This is a genomic window from Streptomyces siamensis, from assembly GCF_039543605.1.
Lineage (GTDB): Bacteria > Actinomycetota > Actinomycetes > Streptomycetales > Streptomycetaceae > Streptomyces > Streptomyces siamensis.
Genome location: NZ_BAABKB010000042.1, coordinates 132,888 through 148,237 on the forward strand (window position 1 = coordinate 132,888; position 15,350 = coordinate 148,237).

17 protein-coding genes are annotated in these 15,350 nt (G+C 72.2%); 13 read left to right on the forward strand and 4 right to left on the reverse strand.

Going from position 1 to position 15,350, the window contains the following annotated elements:
- Nucleotides 1-3: 3 nt before the first annotated feature.
- Nucleotides 4-1,056, forward strand: coding sequence for a LacI family DNA-binding transcriptional regulator (locus tag ABEB03_RS39065; protein WP_345657706.1), 1,053 nt, complete (start codon nt 4-6; stop codon nt 1,054-1,056).
- On the opposite strand, the gene ABEB03_RS39070 is transcribed toward ABEB03_RS39065, so the two are convergent.
- Nucleotides 1,034-1,687, reverse strand: a complete 654-nt coding sequence (locus tag ABEB03_RS39070; protein WP_345657708.1) for a ThuA domain-containing protein — start codon at nt 1,685-1,687, stop codon at nt 1,034-1,036. The genes ABEB03_RS39065 and ABEB03_RS39070 overlap by 23 nt on opposite strands.
- A gap of 191 nt (nt 1,688-1,878) precedes the next feature.
- Between ABEB03_RS39070 and ABEB03_RS39075 the strand changes: the two genes are divergently transcribed.
- Entirely contained in the window at nt 1,879-2,277 is a 399-nt protein-coding gene (locus tag ABEB03_RS39075) for a VOC family protein (protein WP_345657709.1), read from the forward strand.
- A gap of 9 nt (nt 2,278-2,286) precedes the next feature.
- Here the strand turns inward: ABEB03_RS39075 and ABEB03_RS39080 are convergent, their stop codons facing one another.
- Together ABEB03_RS39080 and ABEB03_RS39085 are read right to left on the reverse strand one after the other, a co-directional pair.
- Nucleotides 2,287-3,003, reverse strand: a complete 717-nt coding sequence (locus tag ABEB03_RS39080) for a helix-turn-helix domain-containing protein (RefSeq protein ID WP_345657711.1) — start codon at nt 3,001-3,003, stop codon at nt 2,287-2,289.
- A 10-nt stretch (nt 3,004-3,013) separates the two neighbouring features.
- Nucleotides 3,014-3,949 carry an AraC family transcriptional regulator gene (locus ABEB03_RS39085; RefSeq protein ID WP_345657713.1) on the reverse strand — a complete coding sequence of 312 codons (936 nt, stop codon included), beginning with the start codon at nt 3,947-3,949 and terminating at the stop codon, nt 3,014-3,016.
- A 103-nt stretch (nt 3,950-4,052) separates the two neighbouring features.
- On the opposite strand from ABEB03_RS39085, the gene ABEB03_RS39090 reads away from it, so the two are divergent.
- Nucleotides 4,053-4,886, forward strand: coding sequence for an NAD(P)H-binding protein (locus ABEB03_RS39090; RefSeq protein WP_345657715.1), 834 nt, complete (start codon nt 4,053-4,055; stop codon nt 4,884-4,886).
- On the opposite strand, the gene ABEB03_RS39095 is transcribed toward ABEB03_RS39090, so the two are convergent.
- Nucleotides 4,887-6,047, reverse strand: coding sequence for a YihY/virulence factor BrkB family protein (locus ABEB03_RS39095; RefSeq protein ID WP_345657716.1), 1,161 nt, complete (start codon nt 6,045-6,047; stop codon nt 4,887-4,889).
- Nucleotides 6,048-6,064: 17 nt separating this feature from the next.
- Here ABEB03_RS39095 and ABEB03_RS39100 point away from each other — a divergent pair, with 17 nt between their 5' ends.
- The 10 genes from ABEB03_RS39100 to ABEB03_RS39145 all read left to right on the forward strand — a co-directional run.
- Nucleotides 6,065-7,699 carry an acyl-CoA dehydrogenase family protein gene (locus tag ABEB03_RS39100; RefSeq protein WP_345657717.1) on the forward strand — a complete coding sequence of 545 codons (1,635 nt, stop codon included), beginning with the start codon at nt 6,065-6,067 and terminating at the stop codon, nt 7,697-7,699.
- 256 nt (nt 7,700-7,955) lie between these two features.
- On the forward strand, nt 7,956-9,242 hold the full coding sequence (locus tag ABEB03_RS39105) for a GAF domain-containing protein (protein ID WP_345657718.1): 1,287 nt from the start codon (nt 7,956-7,958) through the stop codon (nt 9,240-9,242).
- A 275-nt stretch (nt 9,243-9,517) separates the two neighbouring features.
- Complete coding sequence (locus ABEB03_RS39110) at nt 9,518-10,864, forward strand: hypothetical protein (RefSeq protein WP_345657719.1); 1,347 nt, start codon at nt 9,518-9,520, stop codon at nt 10,862-10,864.
- A 93-nt stretch (nt 10,865-10,957) separates the two neighbouring features.
- On the forward strand, nt 10,958-11,530 hold the full coding sequence (locus ABEB03_RS39115) for a GNAT family N-acetyltransferase (protein WP_345657720.1): 573 nt from the start codon (nt 10,958-10,960) through the stop codon (nt 11,528-11,530).
- Nucleotides 11,531-11,657: 127 nt separating this feature from the next.
- The gene (locus tag ABEB03_RS39120; protein WP_309486338.1) at nt 11,658-11,741 is read left to right on the forward strand and encodes a putative leader peptide; all 84 of its coding nucleotides are present in this window, start codon (nt 11,658-11,660) and stop codon (nt 11,739-11,741) included.
- Between the two features lie 158 nt (nt 11,742-11,899).
- Nucleotides 11,900-13,591 (forward strand): nitrite/sulfite reductase, encoded by a 1,692-nt coding sequence (locus ABEB03_RS39125; protein ID WP_345657721.1) that lies wholly within the window; start codon nt 11,900-11,902, stop codon nt 13,589-13,591.
- A complete protein-coding gene (locus tag ABEB03_RS39130) occupies nt 13,588-13,767 on the forward strand; it encodes a hypothetical protein (RefSeq protein ID WP_345657722.1) in 180 nt (59 codons plus the stop codon). The genes ABEB03_RS39125 and ABEB03_RS39130 overlap by 4 nt, the downstream gene beginning before the upstream one ends.
- Nucleotides 13,764-14,474 (forward strand): phosphoadenylyl-sulfate reductase, encoded by a 711-nt coding sequence (locus ABEB03_RS39135; RefSeq protein WP_345657723.1) that lies wholly within the window; start codon nt 13,764-13,766, stop codon nt 14,472-14,474. Before ABEB03_RS39130 ends, ABEB03_RS39135 begins: the two co-directional genes overlap by 4 nt.
- 68 nt (nt 14,475-14,542) lie before the next feature.
- Entirely contained in the window at nt 14,543-15,079 is a 537-nt protein-coding gene (cysC, locus tag ABEB03_RS39140) for an adenylyl-sulfate kinase (RefSeq protein WP_425589364.1), read from the forward strand.
- Nucleotides 15,076-15,350, forward strand: a 275-nt coding sequence (locus tag ABEB03_RS39145; protein ID WP_345657726.1) for a phosphoadenosine phosphosulfate reductase domain-containing protein, incomplete at its 3' end; no start/stop codon positions are given. The genes cysC and ABEB03_RS39145, both read left to right, overlap by 4 nt.

The window sequence follows — 15,350 nt, forward strand, 5'->3', positions numbered from 1 at the left end:
TCCATGGTGCGCACGGGACGCGCGACCGGTCCGACGCTGGCGGTCGTCGCCCGCGCGGCGGGGGTGTCCGTGCCCACGGCGTCGAAGGTGGTCAACGGCCGGGAGGACGTGGCACCGGAGACCCGACGCAGGGTCACCGAGGCGCTCGACCGGTTGGGCTATGTGCGCAGACCGCGGTTCGAGACGTCGGCACCACCGGGCCTGGTCGACGTCGTCGTGCACTCGCTGCAGAGCTCCTGGTCGGGGGCCTTGCTGCACGGCGCGGAGCGGGCCGCGTCCGACGCCGGGCTGGAGGTCGTGGTCTCGGCGGGGCCGACCCGGACCGGCGGCGGGCGCCCCGGGCACGGCTGGCTGGACAAGCTCACCGCCCGTGGCTCGTCGGGGGTGTTGTTCCACCTGGCGGAGCTGACCGCGGCGCAGCAGGCCCGACTCGACGGGCACGGCATCCCGTTCGTGATGATCGACCCCGTCGTCGAACCGCCTGAGGGTGTGGTGTCGGTGGGCGCGGCGAACTGGCAGGGCGGTCTGCTGGCGACGGACCATCTGCTCGCGCTCGGCCACGAGCGCGTCGCGGTCATCGGCGGTCACCGGCGCAGGACGTGCGGCAGCGACCGGATCGCCGGCTACCGCTCGGCTCTCGCCTCGGCCGGGCTCCGGTACCGGCCCGAGTACGTCCGCCACGGCGGTTTCCACGAGCGGGGAGGCCACCGCCGCATGCTCGAACTCCTCGACCTGCCCGAACCCCCCACGGCCGTGTTCGCCTGCTCGGACAGGATGGCGCTCGGGGTCTACCAGGCCCTGGCGGAGCGGCGGTTGCGGGTGCCGGACGACATCAGTGTGGTCGGCTTCGACGACCTCCCCGAGTCCCGCTGGGCCGGCCCGGCGCTCACCACCGTGCGCCAGCCGCTGTCCGAGATGGCGGCGACGGCGCTGCGCCTGCTGGTGCGGATGATGGCGGGCGACCGCCCGGAGGGCACGCGTACGGAACTGTCGACCCGTCTGGTGGAGCGGTCGAGCACGGCCCCGGTGCCGGCTACCTCCCCGTCGCCCAGGTGATGCCGCCGAGCAGGTGGGTCCGGAAGTCCGGGTCCTCGTACGCCTGCGGAGCGTGCCCGAAGGCGGTGTAGAACACCCGTCCGGCGCCTCGCTCGTGGCACCACACGAGCGGGTGGTCCGCGCCCATGCCGCCGCCCTCGTACGAGGACTCGTCGGCGCGGACGAGCACCCGCACCGCCCCGCGCGGACTGGTCCGGAAGTCGTACCACTCGTCGGTGAACTCCCAGACGGGCGGCAGATGCCGGGTCGCCGGGTGCGTCCGGTCCTCCACCACCGCCTTGCCGGGCTGGTGGTCGGGGTGCCGGGCGAAGCGGGCCCCGAGCAGTTCGCCGTAGTAGGGCCAGTCGTACTCGGTGCAGGCGGCGGCGTGCACGCCGACGAATCCGGCGCCCGCGTCGAGGTGGGCGGCGAGGCGGGCGCGGCCCGCGGGCGTCAGCACGTCCCCGCTGGTGGAGAGGAAGACGACCGCGTCGTAGGCGTCCAGGGGGGCCTCGAACACGGCGGGATCCTCGGTCGCGTCGACGGCGAAGGCGTGGGCGTCGCCGAGGGACCGCACGGCGGCGACGGCGGCGGGAATCGACTCGTGCCGGTAGTCGGTGGTGCGGGAGTACACGAGGACGCGCGGAGGCATGGCACCGAGCCTATGCCCCGCCGGGACAGGTCCCCACGGGGCCGCGGAACCGAAAATTTCGGAGCGTGGGCACCGGCCGGAGCGGGGCCTCGACCAGGCCTGCGGCGCCGGGGCGGAGGTGTCGTGGGGTGTCGCGCGACGTGTCCGATTCGTTCAAGACCCGGTGGTCGGGCCCCGCCTACGGTGGACGCATGACTCCACGATTCGATGTGATCGGCCTCGTCGTCTCCGACATGGCCGCCTCCCTCGCCTTCTACCGGCGCCTCGGGCTCGTCTTCCCGGAGGGGTCCGAGACCGAGCCGCACGTCGAGGCGGAACTGCCCGGCGGGCTGCGGCTGGCGCTCGACACGGAGGAGACGATCCGCTCGTTCCACGCCGGCTGGCGCCCGCCGAGCGGCGGCGGCCGGACGTCCCTGGCCTTCCTCTGCGACAGCCCGGCGGAGGTGGACTCCGTGTACGAGGAGCTGGTCGGCGCGGGTCACCACGGCGAACTGAAGCCGTGGGACGCCTTCTGGGGCATGCGGTACGCCGTCGTGCACGACCCGGACGGCAACGGCGTCGACCTGTTCGCCCGGCTGCCCGGGCAGTAGCTCCGCCCGCTACGGCCGGCCGACCAGTTCCCCGAGGGTCGTGTCCGCCAACTGCCTCACGTCGCGGGCCAGATGGGCCTGGTCCGCGAACCCGGCCCGCGCCGCGGTCTGCGCGAAGGGAACCCCGTCGCGGGCCAGGGCGAGCGCCCGCTGGAGCCGCAGCACGCGGGCCAGCGTCTTGGGCCCGTAGCCGAACGCGGCGAGCGAGCGGCGGTGCAACTGCCGTGCTCCCAGGCCCAGCTTGTCGGCGGTCTCGGCGACCGGGCGCCCCGCGTCGAGGTCCGTCACGAGCCGGGCGAGCAGCGGGTCGGGCGGTGCCACCTCCTCCGCCCGTCGCAGCGCGAGCTCTTCGAGCGCGCCGAGCGGGTCGGCCGCGGCGTCGACGCGCCGGGTGAGGCGGCGCACCTCCGCGGCGGGCCACAGATCCGCCAAGTCGACGCGCAGGTCCCGCAGTTCGTGTGCGGGCACGCCGAGGAGCGCGGGAGCCGTGCCGGGAAAGAACCGGATGCCGGCCCAACGGCCCGGTGCGCCCTGCGGGTGGTACGCGCGCGTGTCGGGCCCGGCGACCAGGAGCCGTCCCTCGTGCCACAGCAGGTCCATGCACCCGTCGGGCAGGACGGCCCGCACCGGCCCGCCCGCGGGCGCGCGCGTCCACACCACGGCGCCCGCCAGCAGGGACGGGCGCTCCGCGTACCCGGACGCGGCGGCGAGGGGTTCGACGGCCACGTACGTCACGCTACGCCGCCCGGCTGCGGTGCTCCTGCGGGCTGACGCCGTACCGCCGCTTGAAGGCGCTGGACAGTGCGAACGCGCTCCCGTAGCCGACCTGGCGGGCGATGGACTCGAGGGTGTCGTCCGAGTCGCGCAGGCGGTCGGCGGCCAGCGCCAGCCGCCAGCCGGTCAGATAGGTCATCGGGGGTTCGCCCACGAGTTCGCTGAAGCGTCGGGCCAGCGCGGCCCGGGACACCCCGGCCTTGGCGGCGAGGTCGGCCACCGTCCAGGGGTGGGCCGGGTCGTCCTGCACGAGCCGCAGCACCCGGCCCACGACGGGGTCGGCGAGAGCCCGGTACCAGGCCGGCGCCTCGGCCTCGGGGCGCGAGAACCAGGCCCGCAGCGCGGCGATCATCAGCAGGTCGAGCAGCCGGTCCAGGACGACCTCCTGGCCCGGCTCGTCGCGCACCATCTCCTCGGCGAGGATCGGCGTCAGCGGGCACTCCCACACCTCGGAGGTGAGCGAGAGCAGCGGCGGCAGGGCGTCGAGCAGTCTGCCGCCGATCTCGCCCTGCATCATGTACGTCCCGATCAGCAGCACCGTGGAGCCGTCGAGCCGGTCGCCCCAACTGCGCACCCCGAGGTCCCAGCGGCCCTTCAGCGAGCGTCCGTCGGGGTAGGTGCACTCGCCGCCCGGGAGGATCACCGCCTGCGGGGCGGTCCCGGGATCGTCGGCGCACAGGTACGGATCCGGCCCGCGGGCGATGGCGAGGTCGCCGGCCCGCAGTCGCACCGCTTCTCCCCCGTCCGGTACGACGCAGGCGTCGCCGCGGACCACCAGCATGATCGTCAGGGGTGCCCGGTCCTCGATGCGCAGGGACCAGGGCGGGTCGAAACACGCACGGATCATGAAGGCCCCACGCGCGCGTGGGCCCTCCAGCAGGCCTGCGAGTGCGTCCATGGCGTCAGCGTAGACGCAGGCCGCACGGCGCACTGGACGTCCGCTTATGGGAATGAGTCATTCAGTGATGGCCGCCCTCGACGGGCGCCCGTTGACTGGGGGCATGGCAGAGAACACGCGGAACACGACGGTATGGGTGAGCGGGGCCACGGGGCGCACGGGCAGCCGGGTGGCGCAGGCCGCGCGGGCGGCGGGGCTGACGGTGCGGGCCGGTTCGCGCGCCGAGGGGTTCGACTGGGAGGACGCGTCGACGTGGGCCGGAGCGCTGCGCGGCGCCGACGCCGCGTACCTGGTGTACCCGACGGACGTCGGCTCACCGGCCGCCACCGAGGCGATCGGAGCGCTGGCCCGGGAGGCGGTCGGGCTCGGCGTGCGGCGGCTGGTGCTGCTGTCGTCGCGGGGCGAGGAGCGGGCCCGGCCGACGGAGGAGGCGCTCAAGGCGTCCGGCGCGGACTGGACGATCGTGCGGGCCGCGTGGTTCGCGCAGAACTTCAGCGAGGGCCCGCTGGTGGAGGGGCTGCGCCACGGGGAGCTGGTCTTCCCTGCGGGTGAGGTGCGGGAGCCGTTCATCGACGTGCGGGACATCGCGGACGTCGTGGTGGCCGTGCTGACGGCGGGCGACCGGTACGCCGGCCAGGAACTCGCCGTGTCCGGGCCCAGGCTGCTGACCTTCCGCGAGGCGGTCGCCGAGATCGCGGAGGCGACGGGCGGCGAGCTGACGTACACGCCGGTGACCGCTCGCCGGTACGGCGACGACCTGGCCGGGTTCGGGGTGCCTCCCGAGGAGGTGGAATTCCTCGTCGACCTCTTCGAGAGCCTCCTCGACGGCCGCAACTCCTACCTCTCGGACGGGGTCCGGCAGATCCTCGGCCGGGCGCCGCGCGACTTCACGGACTTCGCGCGGGAGGCGGCGGCGGCCGGTACCTGGAAGGCGTGATCACTCCGCGGGAGGGTGCTGCTCGCCGTTCCTGTGGCTGGGGTGGGTGCTCTTCGCGTGGGTCCGCAGCCGGGAGGTCACGTCCTCCGGGGGCAGGAAGCGGGACCAGCGCTCCGGGAACTCCGAGGGCATGTCCGGGTCGTCGGGATCGGCGTCGTACGACCGGTGGGCGGCGACGCGGGCGACGTACTCGGCGGCCTGCGCCTCGCGCAGCCGTTCGTTGGCGGCGCGGGCCGCGGCGGTGGCGGCGGCCGGCCAGATCCGGTCGATGGCGGCGTTGACGGCGGCGCCGACCAGGACCGCGAAGGCGGACACACCGATCCACAGCAGGACGGCCACGGGGGCGGCGAGCGAGCCGTAGATGGTGGGGCCCTCGACGGTGTTGGTCAGGTAGATGCGGAGCAGGAAGCTGCCCAGCACCCACATGGCGAGGGCCACCAACGCGCCCGGCACGTCCTCGACCCAGGGTGAGCGCACGGGCACGGAGACGTGGTAGAGCGTCGTGAGGAAGACGACCGACAGGACGATGACGACGGGCCAGTACAGGACCTGCACGACGGTCGTCGACCAGGGCACCACGTTCACCACCGCGTCCGGGCCCGCCACCATCAGCGGCAGCGCGATCGAGCCGATCAGCAGCGCGACGATGAACAGCAGGAACGACATCACCCGGGTCTTCACGATCCCGCGGGTGCCGTCGAGGCCGTACATCACGGTGATGGTGTCGATGAAGACGTTCACCGCGCGCGAGCCGGACCACAGGGCGAACAGGAATCCGAGGGAGATGATGTCCGGGCGCCCGCCCTTCATCACGTCGTGCAGGATCGGCTCGGCGATCTGGTGGACGCCCTTCTCGGTCAGGACCGTGCGGGACGCCTCCAGGAGGTTGGACTCCAGGCTGGCGATCGTGTCGGCGCCGGTCCAGTCGTCCACATAGCCGAGCATGCCGATCAAGCTCAGCAGCAGCGGCGGCACGGACAGGAGCGTGAAGAAGGCGGCCTCGGCCGCCAGACCCAGGATCCGGTACTCCATGCACGAGTTGACGGTGTCCTTGAGCAGCAGCCAGGCGGTCCGTCGCTTCGACACGTTCCGGTACAGCGCGCGAGCGCGGTGGAAGCGGCCCGCGGGTGGACCTTCGGGTGTTTCTTTTGCCTGGTGCACGTCCTTACCGTATCCGTATGGCAGCCAGCACCCACACCGTGACCAACCAGGCTCCGCCCCTGGTCGGATATGACGTGTTCGCGGCCGACCGGGCCCTCGTGGAGGCGGTCGACCGGCACCTCGCTCCGGAGCTCCTCGACGAGGTCCGTGAGGAGCTGTCGGCCCTCGGCCGCACGGCGGGCTCGGCGCAGGCCCAGAAATGGGGGGTGCTGGCCGACCAGAACCCGCCCGAACTGCACACCCACGACCGCTACGGCAACCGGATCGACGAGGTCGAGTTCCATCCGTCCTGGCACCGGCTGCTGGGCAAGGGCGTGTCCGCGGGGCTGACCGCGGCCTGGAACCGGCCCGGCGGACACCTGCGGCGCGCGGCCGGTTTCGTGGTGTGGTCGCAGGTGGAGGCGGGCCACGGCTGCCCGCTGTCGATGACCCACGCGGCGGTGCCCGCGCTGCGCACGGACCCGGCGCTCGCCGCCGAGTGGGAGCCGCGGCTGACATCCACGATGTACGACCCGCAGCTGCGGCCGGCGGCCCGGAAGCCCGGGGTGCTCTTCGGGATGGGCATGACGGAGAAACAGGGCGGCAGCGACGTACGCGCCAACACGACGGTGGCGCGCCCGCTCGCCGAGGACGGGACGTACGAACTGACCGGGCACAAGTGGTTCTGTTCGGCGCCCATGTCCGACGGGTTCCTGGTGCTGGCGCAGGCACCGGACGGGCTGACCTGTTTCCTGCTCCCGCGCGTCCTGGAGGACGGCGCCCGCAACGTCTTCCGCGTCCAGCGGCTCAAGAACAAGCTCGGCAACCGGTCGAACGCGTCCGCCGAGGTCGAGTTCGACGGGACCTGGGCGCGCCGGGTGGGCCACGAGGGGCGCGGGGTGCGCACCATCATCGAGATGGTCGCGGCGACCCGTCTGGACTGTGTGCTCGGCGCCACGGCGCTGATGCGGCAGGCGGTCGCGCAGGCCGTCCACCACTGCACCCACCGGGAGGCGTTCGGGAGCAAGCTGATCGACAAGCCGCTGATGCGCAACGTGCTCGCGGATCTGGCGCTGGAGTCCGAGGCCGCGACGGCCCTCGCGATGCGGCTCGCCGCCGCCTACGACGACGGCGGTGAGCAGGAGCGGGCCTTTCTGCGGCTCGCGGTGCCGGCCGCGAAGTACTGGGTGACCAAGCGGTGCACGCCGGTGGTGACGGAGGCGCTGGAGTGCCTCGGCGGGAACGGATACGTCGAGGACTCGGGCATGCCCCGGCTGCTGCGCGAGTCACCGCTCAACTCCATCTGGGAGGGCGCGGGGAACGTCCAGGCCCTGGACATGCTGCGCGCGCTGCAACGGGAGCCGGCCGCGCTCGACGCGTACCTGCGCGAAGTGGGGCAGGCCCGCGGCGCCGACCACCGGCTCGACGGGGCGATCAAGAACCTGCTGACCGAACTCGCCGACCTGGACGGCATCGAGGGCCGGGCCCGCCGGCTCGTCGAGCGGTTCGCGCTGGTGCTCCAGGGGGCGCTGCTCGTGCGGTACGCGCCGGCGGAGGTCGCCGACGCGTTCTGCGCCTCACGTCTGGGCGGCGACTGGGGAACGGCGTTCGGCACCCTGCCGCACAGTCTGGATCTGGCCACCGTCGTGGAGCGGGCACGACCGATGGCGTGAGGAGCTGATGCGGGGGTGGTGCTGCGCCGACACGGCACCACCCCCGCCTCTGGCCCCGTTCAAGGAGCTCGGACGCCGCCTGAGCGGCCTCGCTGTCAGTTTCAAGGAACCTTGTGACCGTTGGCGAGAGTTGCAGACCGTTGCATTCCTTTGTGCTCCTTGTGCGAAGTCCCGGCGTCCCCCACCCAGAGCAGGCACGATGTGCAGTGACGTCGGCGTCACTGCCCGTGCGCGGTCCTGGTTCCGGGAGTGCCTTGTGAAGACCACATCGATCAACCCCGCCCGTTTCGCTCCGCCGGATGCGTCGGAAACAGTTCGGCACCTCCAGGCGACGTGGGCCGCGGCACTCCGGGGCGAACCCTCCGCGATCGCTCCTCGCCCGGTCATCGGACAGTCATGGCAAAGAGTGAAACGATTCGGAGTGGATCCCGAACAGAGCACGGACAGTGTGCTGTTGCAGACGGACGAACTCGAACACCGCCGGAACTCCACGGCTCTTGCCGAGGTGATGCCCGTCCTCAGCGGCGGGCTGGCCGCCGTCGCCGACGCGTCGCTGCAGATCATGGTGGTCACCGATCCGGAGGGGCGGGTCCTGTGGCGTGACGGCAACACCGGCGTGCTGCGCCGGGCCGACACCATTTGCCTTGAGGAAGGCGCCGCCTGGAGCGAGGACACGACGGGCACCAACGCGATCGGTACGGCGCTCAACGCGGGCGCGGCCGTCCAGGTGCACTCGGCCGAGCACTTCGTCCGTACGTTGCACGACTGGACCTGCGCCGCGGCTCCCGTGCACGACCCGCGCGACGGGCGCCTGCTCGGCATCGTCGATGTCAGCGGGCCCGATCACACGTTTCACCCGGCGACGCTCGCGCTGGTCGACTCGGTGTCGCGGCTGGCCGAAAGTGAACTGCGCAGCAGGCATCTCGCGGCCGTCGAGCGGCTGCGCGCGGTGGCCGCGCCGCTGCTGTCCCGGCTGGGTGGCAAGGCGCTGGTGGTGGACACCAACGGCTGGCTCGCCGCCGTCACGGGGATGCCGCCCGTCGACCGGGTTCCCCTGCCGAGTTCCTTCGGCGCGGGCCGGGTCTGGCTGCCCTCCCTCGGGGCGTGCTTCGTGGAACCGATGCCCGGTGGCTGGCTGCTGCGGGTCATCGAGACCGACGTCCCGGCGTGCGCGAGCCGGGTGGTGCTCGACCTCGCCGAGCCCCGGCGGCCCCAGGTCACCGTCTCGGGCTCGGCGGGCAGTTGGGCGCAGGACCTGAGCCCCCGCCACGCCGAGCTGCTGTACGTGCTCGCCGTGCACCGCGAGGGGCGCAGCGCGGCCCAGCTCGCGGTGGACATCTTCGGCGACCCGACCCGCACGGTGACGGTCCGCGCCGAACTGTCGCGGGTACGGCGCCGCCTCACGGGCCTGCTCGACCACCGGCCGTACCGCTTCCGCGACGAGGTCGTGGTCGAGGTCCTGTTCCCGGACGCCCCGCTGGACCTGCTGCCGCACTCGGCGGCACCGGCGGTGCTGGACGCGCGGGTGCGGCCACCTCTGTGAGACCGCCGGGGCCGGCCTCGCCTCGGCACCCCTCGCCTCGGCGGGCACACCTGCCGGCAGCGGCACGGCACCCCCGGCAGGCGCGCCCCGGCGCCGGCCCGCTGCGGACACATGTCGTCGTCAGCGTATTTCGTGCGCGTATTTCGTGGGGGTCTTCCGGGGTCTTCGACCTGGCCCGCAGGTATCTGCCGTAGCATCCCCTCACAGGCCACCCCACCCGTCTCTCCGTCAACGGCCGAGATGCGAGAGGCAGTTGGCCTTCCTCGGGAGGACGCATGAAGTACCGCGGCAGGCACCGTCGTCGCAGGCGAGGACAGGCGCTGCGCGCCACCCTGGCCGGAACCGCCCTCGCCCTCACCGCGGCCGCCACCCTGATCAGCACCTCCCAGGCCACCGGCAGCGGCAGTCCCGGCGGCCTCACCGCGCTCGGCACCGCGTCCCGGACCGCACCGCTGCGCCTCCACGAGAAGCCGGTGGACCTGGACACGCTGGACCGGCTCACCAAGGACATGGGCGGGAACGTGGGCGTCGACGGCGTCCTCACAAGCGCCGACCAGGCGATGCGCGACGAGGCCGGCTGCTCCACCGCCGAGCGGGCCGCGCTGCCGGTCGAGCCGACGGCCACGCGCGCGTACTGCTGGGACGAGGGCGACGAAGGGACCCGGCAGTGGCAGCCCCGGTCCGTGACCACCTCCGGTGACGCCGACGACGACGGCCGGTGGGGCGAGCACCGGGTGATCCTGGCCGGCTGGACGCACCGGGACCGCCAGGCCGCCGCACCGACACGGGAGCGGGGCCTGGCACGGGTCGCCTTCGTCGACGCGACCGACCCGCGCGCGCTCAGGTACAGCTGGGTCCTGCTGGTCGCCCCGCGCGACGGAGGCCGGGACTTCGAGCCGGTCCGCTCCGCACTGGACGGCATGGTCTGGTACCAGGACAAGCTGATCGTCACCGGCGCGCACGGCTCGGGCCTGCTCGTCTTCGACATGCGTCGCATCCTGCGGGCGGGTGTCGACAGTGGCGCGGTCGGCCGGGTGAGCGGCGGCTACTCCGCGGGCGGCTACCGGTACGTGCTCCCCGCCGTCGACGCGTACGAGCCGGCCGGCGGCGCGTGCACCCGCCGCGGCGGCGGCACCCCCTGCTTCGGCTCGCTGTCCCTGGACCGCAGCTCGGCACCCGACAGTCTGGTCGCCGCCGAGCGCCCCACGGCCGGCTCCGAACGGACGCGGGTGTGGCGCTACGCGTACAGCACCGCCGCCTACCGCACCGGACTGCTCGCCGATTCCCGCGGCCGGGTCGACGCCGTCGAGGCCTACGAGACCAGGGCCGCGGGGGTGTCCGGCGTCCTCGCGCACACCCCGCGCGGCGCGCGCGGGGCGCAGTGGTACCTCGGGCAGGCACCGGAGGCACCCACCCGGCACGGCAGCATCTGGCGGCAGACCGAGGACGGCGCCGAGGCGGCTACCTGCACCGCGGACCGGTCGCACGCCTGCTGGGGCCTGCGCACCGGGTCCCTGTCCTATTGGCAGGAGACCGGCGAGGTGTGGACGCTGACCCGTGCGGCCGGACGGCGGGCGCTCTACGCGGTGCCGCTGTCCGCGGTGGACGGCTCGCTGGAGTAGCGGCCGCCCGCCGCGCCGGCACCCGCCGCGGACGGGTGTCCGTTCAGCGGTCGCTTTTGGAGGGGCCCCCACCCCCGTGGTTCCCTGGCTCGCATGAGCAACGTCACTGTGACCACCTGGTCCCTGGAGCAGACGGCCCCGGCCGACCTGCTCCCCGCGATCGCGCCCGACGGCGACGTCAGGATCGTGCGTGCCGAGGTTCCCTCGCCCGAGTTCAGCCGCTTCCTGTACGCGTCGGTCGGCGGCGACATCCGCTGGACGGACCGGCTCGGCTGGACGTACGCGCAGTGGCAGGAGGCTCTGGACCGGCCCGGTGTCGAGACCTGGGTCGCATACGACAGGGGGACGCCCGCGGGCTACGTCGAGCTGGACGCGCAGGACGACGGTGTCGTCGAGATCATGTACTTCGGGCTGATCCCCGCATTCCGGGGCCGCCGCATCGGCGGGCACCTCCTCTCCTACGGCGCCGCCCGCGCCTGGGACCTGGCCGACCGCTGGCCGGGCCGCGCCGAGACCAAGCGCGTCTGGCTGCACACCTGCAGCAAGGACGGCGAACACGCGATGGACAACTACCTCCGGCGCGGCTTCAAGCTCTTCGACACGAAGGTCGAGGAGGAGCCGGAGGTCGCCACGCCGGGACCGTGGCCGGGGGCGCGAGCCGTCTGAGCCGTTCCGGCCCGGTTTCAGGGCCCCTGTGTGACCGACGACACCCTTGTCCCAGCATCCGGGACAAGGGTGTCCACATGACGGACGATGGTGGACTGTGCGGAGATCCCCGTGACACGCTTCCGTCATGTCTGGAACTGGAATTGCCTTGGTGAGTCGGCGGCACGTCGACCTCGGCCGCATGTCCAGCGCCATCTGTCCGGCGAGCTGACGAACCCTTCAGTGGCCTTCGGCCACGGGCTCAGCACCGCCGACCTCTTCTCCTCCGCACCCCTGCGCAAGGACGCGCCCATACTTCCGTATGCGCCCGTATGCGCAGGTCAGAGTCGCTGACACACTTGTCCCGCAGTCTCGAAGGACGTAGCAACCATGGCCGCCACCCCGCAGAACCCCGCCACGCCCCGCCGCAAGGTGAGCCGTCACCGTGGCGAGGGGCAGTGGGCCGTGGGTCACTTCACCCCCCTCAACGGCAACGAGCAGTTCAAGAAGGACGACGACGGTCTCAATGTGCGGACACGTATTGAGACGATCTACTCCAAGCGGGGTTTCGACTCGATCGACCCCAACGACCTGCGCGGCCGGATGCGCTGGTGGGGGCTGTACACCCAGCGCAAGCCCGGGATCGACGGCGGCAAGACCGCCATCCTGGAGCCGGAGGAGCTGGACGACAAGTACTTCATGCTGCGGGTCCGCATCGACGGCGGCCGGCTGACCACCGAGCAGCTGCGCGTCATCGGCGAGATCTCGCAGGAGTTCGCGCGCGGCACCGCCGACCTCACCGACCGGCAGAACGTCCAGTACCACTGGATCCGCATCGAGGACGTCCCGGAGATCTGGAACCGGCTGGAGGCCGTCGGCCTGTCCACGACCGAGGCCTGCGGTGACACGCCCCGCGTCATCCTCGGTTCGCCCGTCGCCGGCATCGCCGAGGACGAGATCATCGACGGCACGCCCGCGATCGACGAGATCCACCGCCGGGTCATCGGCAACAAGGCGTTCTCGAACCTGCCCCGCAAGTTCAAGACCGCGATCTCCGGCTCGCCCCTGCTCGACGTCGCCCACGAGATCAACGACGTCGCCTTCGTCGGCGTGAACCACCCCGAGCACGGGCCCGGCTTCGATCTCTGGGTCGGCGGCGGCCTGTCCACCAACCCGAAGATCGGGCAGCGCCTGGGCGCCTGGGTCCCGCTCGACGAGGTCCCGGACGTCTTCGAGGGCGTCATCTCGATCTTCCGCGACTACGGCTACCGGCGGCTGCGCACCCGGGCCCGCCTGAAGTTCCTGGTCGCCGACTGGGGTGTCGAGAAGTTCCGTCAGGTCCTGGAGGACGAGTACCTGAAGCGGAAGCTCGTCGACGGTCCGGCCCCGGACCAGCCGGTCGCCCGCTGGCGCGACCACGTCGGCGTGCACCGGCAGAAGGACGGCCGGTACTACGTCGGTTTCGCACCGCGTGTGGGACGCGTCGACGGCGCCACCCTCACCAAGATCGCCGAGCTGGCCGAGGCGCACGGCTCCGGCAGGCTGAGCACCACCGTCGAGCAGAAGATGATCGTGCTCGACGTGGACGAGTCGCGGATCGACTCCCTCGTCGAGGGCCTGGAGGCGCTCGACCTGACGGTCAACCCCTCGCCCTTCCGGCGCGGCACCATGGCCTGCACCGGCATCGAGTACTGCAAGCTCGCGATCGTCGAGACCAAGGCGCGCGGCGCTTCGCTCATCGACGAACTCGAACGCCGCATCCCGGAGTTCGACGAGCCGATCACCATCAACATCAACGGCTGCCCGAACGCCTGTGCCCGTATCCAGGTCGCGGACATCGGTCTCAAGGGCCAGCTGGTCCTCGACGACCGCGGCGAGCAGGTCGAGGGCTTCCAGGTGCACCTGGGCGGCGCGCTCGGCCTGGAGGCCGGCTTCGGCCGCAAGGTCCGTGGCCTGAAGGTCACTTCGGAGGAACTGCCCGACTACATCGAGCGGGTCCTCAAGCGCTTCCAGGAGGAGCGCGAGGACGGCGAGCGCTTCGCCGCCTGGGCTGCGCGGGCCTCAGAGGAGGCCCTGTCATGAGCGAGCGGGCCGCCCCCTTCTACTGCCCCTACTGCGGTGACGAAGACCTTCGTCCGAGCGAGCAGGGTCACGGCGCATGGGAATGCGCGGCGTGCAATCGAGCCTTCCAGCTGAAGTTCCTCGGGCTGCTCGCCCGGGGGCTCCAGCAGGGTGACGACGGAGGGGCACAGATATGACGACCGTTCAGGAAGAGCGTACGGGCGAGGACTTGAAGCGCCTCGCCGAGCAGGCCGGGCGCGAGCTGGAGGACGCCTCCGCGCTGGAGATCCTCCAGTGGGCCGCCGACACCTTCGGCGGGAAGTTCTGCGTGACGTCCTCCATGGAGGACGCGGTGGTCGCCCACCTCGCCTCCCGTGCCTTCCCCGGTGTCGACGTGGTGTTCCTCGACACCGGCTACCACTTCCCGGAGACCATCGGCACCCGGGACGCGGTGGAGGCCGTGATGGACGTCAACGTCATCACGCTCACCCCGCGCCGGACGGTCGCCGAGCAGGACGCCGAGTACGGCCCCCGGCTGCACGACCGCGACCCCGACCTGTGCTGCGCGCTGCGCAAGGTCAAGCCCCTCGAAGAGGGCCTGACCAAGTACGACGCGTGGGCGACGGGCCTGCGCCGCGACGAGTCCCCCACCCGGGCGAACACCCCGGTCGTCGGCTGGGACGAGAAGCGGCAGAAGGTCAAGATCTCGCCGATCGCCCGCTGGACCCAGGACGACGTGGACGCGTACGTCGCCGAGCACGGCGTCCTCACCAACCCGCTGCTGATGGACGGTTACGCCTCCGTCGGCTGTGCGCCCTGCACCCGCCGGGTCCTCGAGGGCGAGGACGCGCGCGCCGGCCGCTGGGCGGGCCGTGCCAAGACCGAGTGCGGGCTGCACGGATGACCACGACGACGGGGACGGCAGTGCCCACCGCCACCACCGACAACCTCCAGAACTCCCGGGAGAAGCAAGTGACGACCGGAGCCACCGTCTGGCTCACAGGTCTGCCGAGTGCCGGCAAGACCACCATCGCGTACGAGCTGGCCGGCCGGCTGCGCGAGGAGGGACATCGCGTCGAGGTGCTCGACGGCGACGAGATCCGCGAGTTCCTCTCGTCGGGTCTCGGCTTCTCGCGGGCGGACCGTTTCACGAACGTGCAGCGCATCGGTTTCCTCGCCGAGCTGCTCGCGCGCAACGGCGTCAAGGCGCTCGTCCCGGTGATCGCGCCGTACGCGGACAGCCGTGCCGCGGTGCGCGAGCGCCACAGCACGGGAGGGACGCCGTACATCGAAGTCCATGTGGCCACCCCGGTCGAGGTGTGCTCCGTGCGCGACGTGAAGGGCCTGTACGCCAAGCAGGCGGCGGGCGAGATCTCGGGGCTGACCGGGGTCGACGACCCGTACGAGCAGCCCGAGTCGCCCGATCTGCGCATCGAGTCGCACACCCAGACCGTGCAGGAGTCCGCTGCCGCGCTGCACGCGCTGCTCACCGAAAGGGGTCTCGCATGACGACCGCAGCCACTGTCTCCGAGGCAGCCGGCGATTCCGAGGAGTCCAGCCCGTACGCGCTGTCGCATCTGGACGCGTTGGAGTCCGAGGCCGTCCACATCTTCCGCGAGGTCGCGGGCGAGTTCGAGCGGCCGGTGATCCTCTTCTCCGGCGGCAAGGACTCCATCGTCATGCTCCACCTGGCACTCAAGGCCTTCGCCCCCGCCCAAGTCCCCTTCTCCCTCCTGCACGTCGACACCGGACACAACTTCCCCGAGGTCCTGGAATACCG